This window comes from Collinsella aerofaciens (genome assembly GCF_901212495.1).
Taxonomy (GTDB): Bacteria; Actinomycetota; Coriobacteriia; order Coriobacteriales; family Coriobacteriaceae; genus Collinsella; species Collinsella aerofaciens_H.
Genome location: NZ_CAAKNY010000016.1, coordinates 60,951 through 70,860 on the forward strand (window position 1 = coordinate 60,951; position 9,910 = coordinate 70,860).

General features: G+C 61.8%; 7 protein-coding genes and 1 pseudogene. 3 read left to right on the forward strand and 5 right to left on the reverse strand.

Features of this window, described 5'->3' with window-relative positions:
• Positions 1-2: 2 nt before the first annotated feature.
• A complete protein-coding gene (locus tag SFLMC1_RS01130) occupies positions 3-3,101 on the reverse strand; it encodes a PD-(D/E)XK nuclease family protein (protein WP_152073606.1) in 3,099 nt (1,032 codons plus the stop codon).
• Between the two features lie 161 nt (positions 3,102-3,262).
• Entirely contained in the window at positions 3,263-3,562 is a 300-nt protein-coding gene (locus SFLMC1_RS01135) for a YerC/YecD family TrpR-related protein (protein WP_006235366.1), read from the reverse strand.
• A 324-nt stretch (positions 3,563-3,886) separates the two neighbouring features.
• Between SFLMC1_RS01135 and SFLMC1_RS01140 the strand changes: the two genes are divergently transcribed.
• A complete protein-coding gene (locus SFLMC1_RS01140; protein ID WP_152073605.1) occupies positions 3,887-4,252 on the forward strand; it encodes a phage holin family protein in 366 nt (121 codons plus the stop codon).
• 133 nt (positions 4,253-4,385) lie between these two features.
• Here the strand turns inward: SFLMC1_RS01140 and SFLMC1_RS01145 are convergent, their stop codons facing one another.
• Positions 4,386-4,814: an RrF2 family transcriptional regulator gene (locus SFLMC1_RS01145; RefSeq protein ID WP_152073604.1), complete on the reverse strand. Its 429-nt coding sequence runs from the start codon at positions 4,812-4,814 to the stop codon at positions 4,386-4,388.
• A gap of 253 nt (positions 4,815-5,067) precedes the next feature.
• Between SFLMC1_RS01145 and cysK the strand changes: the two genes are divergently transcribed.
• Together cysK and mnmA are read left to right on the forward strand one after the other, a co-directional pair.
• A complete protein-coding gene (cysK, locus tag SFLMC1_RS01150) occupies positions 5,068-6,006 on the forward strand; it encodes a cysteine synthase A (protein ID WP_152073603.1) in 939 nt (312 codons plus the stop codon).
• Between the two features lie 178 nt (positions 6,007-6,184).
• Positions 6,185-7,288: pseudogene (gene mnmA, locus SFLMC1_RS01155) on the forward strand (tRNA 2-thiouridine(34) synthase MnmA); the annotation flags it as partial.
• Positions 7,289-7,296: 8 nt separating this feature from the next.
• On the opposite strand, the gene SFLMC1_RS01160 reads toward mnmA, so the two are convergent.
• Positions 7,297-8,670 carry a DNA-binding protein gene (locus tag SFLMC1_RS01160; protein ID WP_152073601.1) on the reverse strand — a complete coding sequence of 458 codons (1,374 nt, stop codon included), beginning with the start codon at positions 8,668-8,670 and terminating at the stop codon, positions 7,297-7,299.
• 138 nt (positions 8,671-8,808) lie between these two features.
• Entirely contained in the window at positions 8,809-9,828 is a 1,020-nt protein-coding gene (locus tag SFLMC1_RS01165; RefSeq protein WP_152073760.1) for a M42 family metallopeptidase, read from the reverse strand.
• Positions 9,829-9,910 lie beyond the last annotated feature (82 nt).

Below are 9,910 nucleotides of genomic sequence, written 5' to 3' on the forward strand. Positions count from 1 at the left end.
GTCTACACGTCCCTCCTTACAAACGTTCCTTCGTGGTTATACGAGCAGCGCGCATGCGCGGCCTGAGCCGACGTCGGGTCGACGGCGGCAACGTTGCCTGCCTCGAGCTCGCGCAGGCGCTCGGCGATGCCGGCCTCCACGCGATCGAGCAGGGCGTCGAAGTCCATGCTGCCACCCTCGCCAGGGAAACCTTTCTTAAGGCCCGGGATGTGACCGTCGCCGCGCTCTTCCTCGAGCAGTTCGGCGCTCGCGGCACCGCGCAACGCCGGCTTGCCGCCCTTCGTCGAAAAATAGAGCGCCGCGCGGGTGTCCAAATCCAGCGCCCGGCGCATGGCCTGGGCGTAGATGAGCGTTTGGGTATGTGGCGGCAACCAGCGCGGATCGTCGATGGGCGCCGTCCCCGATTCCTCGTCGCGCACCGTAGGGTCGGCGAGCTTAAACTCCTCAACGCCCGTGCGGTGCTTGTAGTCGATCACCACGGCACGATTCTCGGCGTCCACGTCCACGCGGTCGATGCGCCCGCCAAGCGGCCAACCGGCATACTCGACCTTGAGCTCGTTGAAGGCAAACTCCAGGTAGCGCGGGGCAAAGGGGGCAAGCGCCTCGGACTCGTAGGCAAGCACGCCCTCCAGCTGCGGCAAGATCTCTGCCACCTGGCGCTCCTCCACCGCAGAGAGCGGCACGAGCGGGCCCTCCGCGCCTCGCTTGCCGGCGTGCTCGGCCAACGTCTCGTCAAAGACCTCGCGCAGCAGCTCCTGAGCGCGCGGCAGGTTCTCGGGCGTCACGCGTTCCATGCCCTCCTGGGGCAGGCGGGCATGCAGGTGCTCCAGCACATCGTGGACAAAGTTGCCCTTCTCCATGTTGCCAAAGCCCGCGTCGATGGACTGAGGTTTGACGCGATACGACACGAACCAGCACAGCGGGCACGTCGAGTACGCCTCAATCTGCGAGGCGGACGTCAGACGCGGCACGAGTGGCGCGTTCTCGCCCGCGCCATCGCGACGACGCAGGACCAAGTACGGCACAGCCGCCTCACCCAAATGTTGAGGAGCCTCGCACGCGACGCGCTTGCACTCGATGCCCTCACCGGCCGCTGGATCAAAATCGGCGACGATACCGCCCTCGCCCACGCACGCAACCCTGGCGGCGCCGGCAGCCTCGGCGTGCGCCCGCAGCTCGGTCCACGCGGCCGCCGGATAGCACTCGCGCGCCTGGCGATCGTGGGTCACACGGGCGAGCGCAACCGGGCCGCGTGCCGCCCGCATCGCGCGGCCAAAGCGCACGCGCAACAGGGCCGCGGGCTCAAGCGTCACGCCGCTGCGCCCCAGCTCTGCCGTCAGCGTGGCTAGCGGGCCCTCCTCATGTGAGAGCGGATAACTGTCCAGGTCGACGTCGGCAAACAGCACGGCATCGTAGCTGTCGGGGCGCAGGGCTGCCGCATCGGCAAGCGACGCAAAGCGCACCTGGGCGCGCGGCGCGCGGTCGACCTCGTAGGTCTCGTAATCGTATGCGGTGCTGCGCGTGTCCACCTTGGTACGAACGCCGTCGAGTACGGGCACGGTCGCGGCCTGCGACACGTCGAGCGCGCGGGCATCGTTCATAAGGATGTCGATGGCATGGCGCAGCAGGGCGGTCTCCTCCTGGCGACGAGCCTGACCGTCAAGGCCTCCAAGGGCGCGATCGGGCAACGCCTCGGCGACGGCGAGCATTGCCTTGAGCGCCGTCACGGGTTTGTCGCGCCACAGCGCCTGGAACACGTCCGAGACCACGCACGGCACGTTCTTAAACCAGTTCTCATCACTGGCAGCCTTGCGCGTGCCCCTGACCTGGCCCTGCACGCTCTGCAGCAGGCTCTTGACGGCCGTGGTGGTCTTGCCGCGCGACAGGCGCATGTTCTTGTCGAAGGTGCGCGCGCTGGCGGCATCGGCACCCGAAAGCGGACTGTAAATCCAGTCGGTAAGCTCCGGTGCGGGCCACCACTCGGTCTTGGAGGCGACACCCTCGTCGGCGGCCTTCATGCGCTCAATCAGATTGGCGAGCGCCGTGAACTGCCCGCCCGCGATGGATTGGGAAAACGCCGTGAACTCGGTTGTCTCGGCCGCAATATGACGCGCCGCCAAACGGGCAGCGAGTTCACCGAACAGCTGGGGCGCCCGGGCAGACACCACGAGCACGCGCACGGGGTCCGCGGACGCCGCGACACCGCCGTCGACCGCGGCGTCCTCACACGTTTTTACCAGCTCATCGATTGCATCCACATAGGCGTGGGCGCGGGCGTGAGGTCCGGCAACCTCTACAAAGGTAGGCTGAGCGGCGGACTTGGAGGCAGTCTGGGGCGCGGCGGCACCCTCCCCCAGCGGCGCGGCCTCAAACAGCACGCCGCGGGCATCAAGGGCCGTGGCCAGCTCCTCACGCATCGCCGCCTGCTCGCGAGCGAGCAGCACGACAACCTCTCCCCCGTTGTTCGCCACGGCGGACAGCAGCCCGAGCAGGCTATACGTAAATGACGTGACACCGCGCACACATACCGCGCGGGCGCACGCCGGAAGGTTGTCGGCCAGCACCTCGGCCATAAGGTCAGCCGCCTCGCAGGGCTCGACCATGTCTCGACGGTCCAAGCCGCTCGCATAGGCACTCAACAGCTCGAACACGCGAGCCTCGGCGTCGCTCTTGGGATCGGGTCGGCAAACGCCGCCGCAGCAGCGCTCGGCACCCGTTCCCGCTACGCCCGGCAGCACATCGCGGGCCATGCGCGCGAGCATGCGCACCGTGCCCTGACTGCGCGAAAGCGGCTGCAGGTCGGCATCGCAGCGACGGGCGACCATGTCCGAGAACAGCATCTGGCGCTGCATGTTGTCGACGAAGCTGCGGCCATCGCCCATAAGCTCCCACAGCGAACGAAGCCACGACGCGGGGGTTTTGTAGTCAACGCCCAGCGAGGCGCCAGCAACCGCGGCATCGTGGCGGCACAGATCGAGCTCGGCAAACGAGGGCGCCAGCAAAACGGCACGCCCGTGGCGGGCAACCAGGTCGGCGAGCAACGACGCCTCGGCATCGCTCAAGTCCGTACCGGTATTGGTGGTATAGATTCGAACAGGCATGGTCCTCCACTCAAACCGTTCGCAATAATCAATGCATTCATCCTACCCGCCCACGCGGACAGATTTGCCCCACGCCAACAGATTTGATTCCTCCGCCCCCAAGGGATCAAAAAAACCGCCCCCGAAGGGACGGTTCTGCGCAATTCGATTTTGCCGCTGGCCTACTCGCCATCCTCCAGTTTGATGAGGATCTTGCGATAGCCACCGTACTCGCCATTAAGCGCCTTGGACACGCGGCTCACCGTGGTGGACGAAGCGCCGGTGCGGGCCTGAACCTCAACATAGGGCTCGCCCTCATCCAGATAACGCGCGACCTGCAGGCGCTGAGAAAGATCGCAGATCTCGCGCGGTGTGCAGATATCGGTTAAAAACGCCTGAATATCGTTCTCGTCGTCCAAAAGACTAAATGCGTGGACCAGCTGCTTGACATCAGGCTTGTCAAACATGTTCTCGATATTCATCGATCACCGCCAAACCCGCCAAAAGGCATCGAAGTTGATACTGACATCGGGCATCGTTCGCCCGTTCTATGCAATAAAACAATGCATGGAGCATTTGCCCGTAGCAGTGTAGCACACCACTAAACTAAAGCGATAGGACTCTCTGTCAGCGGCACGTTTTTCAGGACGAACGCCGATTAGAAACCGAATGCGCACGTAAGCTCCACGAGTATTTGAGACAATGGGCGCCCAAACACCGCGGCGCGCCCGCGCAACCATCCAAGTCGCCGCCGCAAGCCGCTTCACGCGACGCCGGCAACCCCGGCGCAAGAAAGGATTCACGCCATGCGCTTTATGCTTAACTGGCTCTTCACCTCGATCTCCATCGCGATCGCCACGTTCCTCGTCCCCGGTATTCAGCCCTTCGGCTTTGCCGAGGCCTGGGTCTGCTTTGCCTTTGTGGGACTGTTCCTCAACATCGTCGATTCGTTCGTCAAACCGTTCCTCACGGTCATCTCGCTGCCGCTCACGATCATTACGCTCGGCATTTTCCAGCTCGTGCTCAACAGCTTTATGCTGGAGCTCGCCAGCTACCTGTCGGTCAACCTGTTGGGCGTCGGCATCTCCATCGCCGGCTTTGGCTCGGCCTTTATGGGCAGCATCCTAGTGTCCATCATGCGCAGCATCCTCGATAGTATTGCCGAAGAGTAGAACGACCCGACACACAAACGCATCGGACCAAATCAAAGGCCGTCCATCGCACAAATGGGCGGCCTTTGATTTGTCAAGTCTCAGAGGGCAAGAAAATCTACCATTTCCACCCCGTCCCCAAATGACAGGTGGGCTAGATGACGTAGTCGTAGCCTTCGTTGGGGGCGACGAGCTGATCGAGCGTCACGCCATCGAGGTAATCGTTGATGAGCTTGTCCAGGTTCTTCCACACGCCGAGCGTGGGACACTCATCAGATCGCGAGCAACCCTTACAGTCGCCATCCAGGCAGGCGACCGGCGCCAGACTGCCCTCGGTCAGGCGCAAGATCTCTCCCACCGTGTACTGCTCGGGCGGGCGCGTGAGCACATAGCCGCCGCCCTTGCCGCGCATGCCCGAGAGCATATTGGCGCGCACGAGCGTAGCCAAGATGTTCTCGAGATATTTCTCGGAAATCGCCTGTCGCGCCGCAATCTCTTTAAGCGGGATACGGCCTGTCGCCTGGTGCTCGGCCAGGTCAACCATAACGCGCAGGGCGTACCTGCCCTTAGTAGAAACCAACATATATAGTGCTGCCTTTCGGTCTTTTAGTCCGCTGAAATTCTAGCCGAAAAATTGGCTTTGAAAATACCCGTTCCGGTCAAGATGGTTAATCAGCTTGAAATAATCTCCTATTTCCTATTGCATTACTAGGCTTTAGTGTCTAGTATGCTTCCCAACAGGTAAACGAACAACCTATAAGGTTTATGGGTTTATCTGCTAGACGCATCATAACACCGCACGGTAACCAGTAACTTGAACACTTTGGAGGTTCACCATGAGCAAGGTTTACACGTCCATCGATCAGCTTATCGGCCACACCCCGCTTCTGGAGCTCACCCACTTTGAGGCCGATGAGGACCTCAAGGCTCGCGTGCTCGTCAAACTGGAATACTTCAACCCCGCCGGGTCCGTCAAAGACCGCGTCGCCAAGAACATGATTGACGAGGCCGAGAAGGCCGGCAAGCTCGTGCGCGGCGGCGACTACACCATCATCGAGCCCACGAGTGGCAACACCGGTGTCGGCATCGCCTCGGTGGCGGCGGCCCGCGGCTACAAGGTGATCATCACCATGCCCGAAACCATGTCCGTCGAGCGCCGCAAGCTGATGCAGGCATACGGTGCGCAGCTCGTGCTCACCGACGGCTCCAAGGGCATGAAGGGCGCTATAGCCAAGGCCGAGGAGCTGCAGAAGGAGACTCCCAACAGCATCATCGCCGGCCAGTTCGTGAACCCCGCGAACCCGGCCATTCACAAGGCCACGACCGGCCCCGAGATCTGGGACGACACCGACGGCCGGGTCGACATCTTCGTCGCCGGCGTTGGCACCGGTGGTACCGTGACCGGCGTGGGCGAGTTCCTCAAGGAGCAGAACCCCGAGATAAAGGTCGTCGCCGTCGAGCCCGCCACCTCCCCGGTGCTTTCCAAGGGCCAGGCCGGCCCGCACAAGATCCAGGGCATCGGCGCCGGCTTTGTGCCCGACGTCCTCGATACCCAGGTCTACGACGAGATCATCCCCGTCGAGAACGAGGACGCCTTTGCGACCGGCCGCGCCGTGGGCCACAAGGAGGGCGTGCTCGTGGGCATTTCGTCCGGTGCCGCCGTATGGGCCGCACTGCAGCTGGCCAAGCGCCCCGAGAACGAGGGCAAGACTATCGTGGCCCTGCTTGCCGACACCGGCGAGCGCTACCTGTCCACAGCACTGTTCCAGGACTAAGGGCCCGTCACTTGTCGATGAGCCCAAGGCACGCCGGTCTCCCCTCTCTTCTGGCAGCCTGGGCTCATCCCGGCAGGGTGTCCCACAGGACGCCTGAACTTGCTACAATGTCTGCGGCGCGGAACCAGCCTCCCGCGCCGCTTTTCTTTTTTGGCCACATGCCACCAAGGAGAACCTCCCCATGCACAACAAGCGCGTGCTCGTCGCCATGAGCGGCGGCGTCGATTCCAGCGTGACCGCGTACCTGCTCAAAAGCCAGGGCTATGAATGCGTCGGCGCCACCATGCGCCTCACCTGCCCCGCACCCGACCCCGCCACGGGCATGAGCAAAGTCGACCGCGACATCGCCGACGCGAAGGCAGTTTCCGAGCGCATCGGGATCCCCCATCACGTGCTCGACCTGCAGCAGACGTTCGACCACAGCGTTATCGAGCGCTTTGTGAACGCCTACCAGGAAGGGCTGACGCCCAATCCGTGCATTATCTGCAATCGCCACATTAAGTTTGGCGCGCTGCTCGATGCGGCGCTGGACATGGGCTGCGACTACATCGCAACGGGACATTACGCCAAAACAAGCCAGGCGGCAGACGGCACCTGGCAGCTCCATCGCGGCGAAGATCCCAAAAAGGACCAAAGCTACTTTTTGTATTCGCTTACGCAGGAGCGCCTGGCACGCACGATCTTTCCGCTGGCAGGCCTAGACAAAGAGCGCGACGTGCGCCGCATAGCCGCCGAGCAGGGCTTTACCAACGCCCAGAAGGCCGAAAGCGAGGACATCTGCTTTATTCCAGACGGTGACTACGCGGGCTATATCGAGCGCCGCTGCGGACATCCCGCTGCACCGGGCGACATCGTGTGGCGCGACGGCAGTGTGGTCGGGCGCCACAACGGCGCGCTGCGCTACACCATCGGCCAGCGCAAGGGCCTGGGCGTCGCGATGGCGCATCCCGTGTATGTGACGGGCGTCGACGCCGCCAACAACACCGTGCATCTGGGCGAGGCCGAAGATCTGACCGCCACTGCCCTCACGGCCGATGAGTGGATCTGGAGCGCGCCGGACGCACGCATGGAGGCAGAGCTCGACGCCGGCGGCATTCGCGTGGGCGCCAAATACCGCTACCGTCAGAAAGACCAGGCAGCGACCCTTACGCGCGGCGAAGACGGGCAGATGTTGCTGACCTTTGACGAGCCGCAACGAGCCATCGCCCCCGGACAGGCCGTTGTAGTCTATCGCGGCGACATCGTCCTGGGCGGCGGTACCGTAACCGGCGCACTTAAGTAGCCGCGGGTTTATCGCTGCACGTGTCGAAGTACCTCAACAGCGGCACCAACCTCGATTACGCGACGCTCGAGGCCGTGGCAAATGGCCTCGAGTCGACCCTCCGCCGTCGCCCATTCGCTCTGCGAAAGAATCTCGATCGCCTCATCAACAAATCCGTTGAGCCGCGATGGATCGAACCAATCGAGTGAGTCCGCAAGCGCCAGCTGGACGGAAGGGTCGGGCCCAAACGGCTTAGCGGAAAACCCAAACTCCCCAGCTGCGAGCACGGCAGTTGGTACGTTGTACCACAGGCAGTTGCCGCTATCGAACAGCGGAGCAGGTTTTATCTCCAGGGTGTCGACGTTGCGGATGATGCCGAAGTTTCGCCAATGGCGGTCGCTGTTGGCCAAAAGGGCATCGCAGACAATCATCTGCGACATAGACCTTCTCACAGCGGCCTCATCGACACCATGCTTACCAAGGAAGCAGCAGTATCGGTCGTACGCCGAGCTTCCTCGCTGGCCGCCAAGGGCGTTCTTAACGTAAACAGCCGGAACGTATTCCTCGCGGCCGTCAAGAAAGTCGTCGCACAGACACACAGGGCCATCGAACATCCGCTCAACCGTATAAGGAACAAACTCCCCTTTGGGAAGCAAGCGACGATGCAGAGCCGTTGCAACCGCCTCGTTAAAGGGCCGTTGGTCGTCCACGCCGCATCCCTTGACCAGAACGCGAACGCCGTTGCGAATCATCCACGATTTAGGGAGCTCGCCCTCGGACGTGTTATCAGGATTTTTAAGACCGATGCCTTCCAGCCAACCCGAACGCTCTTCGGGCGCCGATCGCTCAAATTCGTTCTCAAAGTAATTGATGTTTTGCCATTTGAGTTCGGCGCAATCGGCCGGCCGCAGCCAATAGCAATCCGAAAGCGATAGGCCCAGGCACCGAACTGGAACCTCGATGCCGCTGGCAATTCCCAGTTCACGATAGCGCGAGACGAGTCCGGGGCGAACATCGGGCACCGACCGATGCCCCCACCATGCATTGAGCTCCCGCTTATTCACCGTTGGAGAAGAGCTCGAGCATGTGCCAAACGGCATTCGTTGCGCATCGAGGACCTCGGCGATTTCGAAGGGAAACTCACGCGTCGGATCAAAAGAGACATGCGCGACCTTATGGTCGGCCGACATCAGCGTAAACTTGCGCCCCACATCGGCCGCAGGACGGCGTCCACGTTTGCGGACCTTTTGATAAGCGAGCGCAGAATTGTACTCGACCATCTTCCGGCCGCCCACAATATCGCACACAAGCGTCCCCGATGCGGCAAGTTGCGATATGCGGGCTTTCGTAACGCCCAACAGGCGGGCGGCATCACCCATAGACAAGCACTCAGACGTATCCATACACCGCATCACCTCGTTAAGTAATTTACACGTTTAGTTAATAGATTACAGACATCATAATACTAAACGACCCAAAGCGAAAAAAGGCCCGAGAAATCGGGCCTTAGCGATTGGTCAGCCGAGTCGCAAGCTGCTCCCCTAGCGCTGAACGTAGGCGCGAACGAGCTCGTAGGTATTGCGCACGCCGTCGATGTGGCTGCGCTCGTAGTTGTGGCTCGCGTACACGCCGGGGCCAATCAGACCATGGCGAATGTCGTAGCCGGCCGAGAGCGTTGCCTCGACGTCGGAGCCGTAGTGTGGGTACACATCGATGGCGTAATCGAGCTCCAGCTCGCGCGCGATGTTGGACAGCGTGGTTACCAGGTCGTAGTTGTACGGACCGCCCGAATCCTTAGCGCAAATCGAAACCATGCGCTCGGTGCAGCCCAGGTCGTCGCCCACGCAGCCCATGTCCACGCTGATCATCTCGCGCGTGTCGGCCGGCACAAAGGCACCGCCGTGGCCGACCTCCTCGTACACGGTAAAGAGCAGCGAAACCTTACGCGAAAGCGTCACCTCGCCAGCGGCGACGGCGCGGGCCAAACCCAGCAGAATCGACGCGGACAGCTTGTCGTCCAAGAAGCGGCTCTTGATGTAGCCGCTCTCCGTCACCGTGGTGCGCGGGTCCATAGCGATGATGTCGCCGGTCTGAATACCCAGCTCGAGCACATCATCCTTGCTGTCAACGTTCTCGTCGAGCAGGATTTCCATGTTCTTCTCGATGGTCTTGACCGGCTCATCGGCCACGTGCGCCGAAGGCTCGGTATTGAGGACCACACCCGTAAAGACTTTGCCATCGCGCGTGTAAACGGTGCAGTTCTCGCCATCGGCCGTAGACCACTGATGCCCGCCGAGCGTCGTGGGACGCAGGCGACCATTGTCCTTGATAGAGCGCACCATGGCGCCCAGGGTATCGACATGGCTCGCCAACACAAGCGGCTCGCCCTCGCCGCCAAGCTCAACGAGTACATTGCCCTTGTTAGAACGCTCGGGCCCAAAGCCCATATCGCGCAACGTTTCCATCAGATAATCAGTCGCCGCACGGGTATAGCCCGTAGGCGAAGCAATAGAAGTCAGCGCCTTCAACTGGTCAGTAATATAGGAGAGCGTAGAATCCATCTTGGACACCAAAGTCACCCTTTCATATCGAATTAAACCCACAGCAACAATACCACCGCGAACCATCTTTTTACCTAGCGAG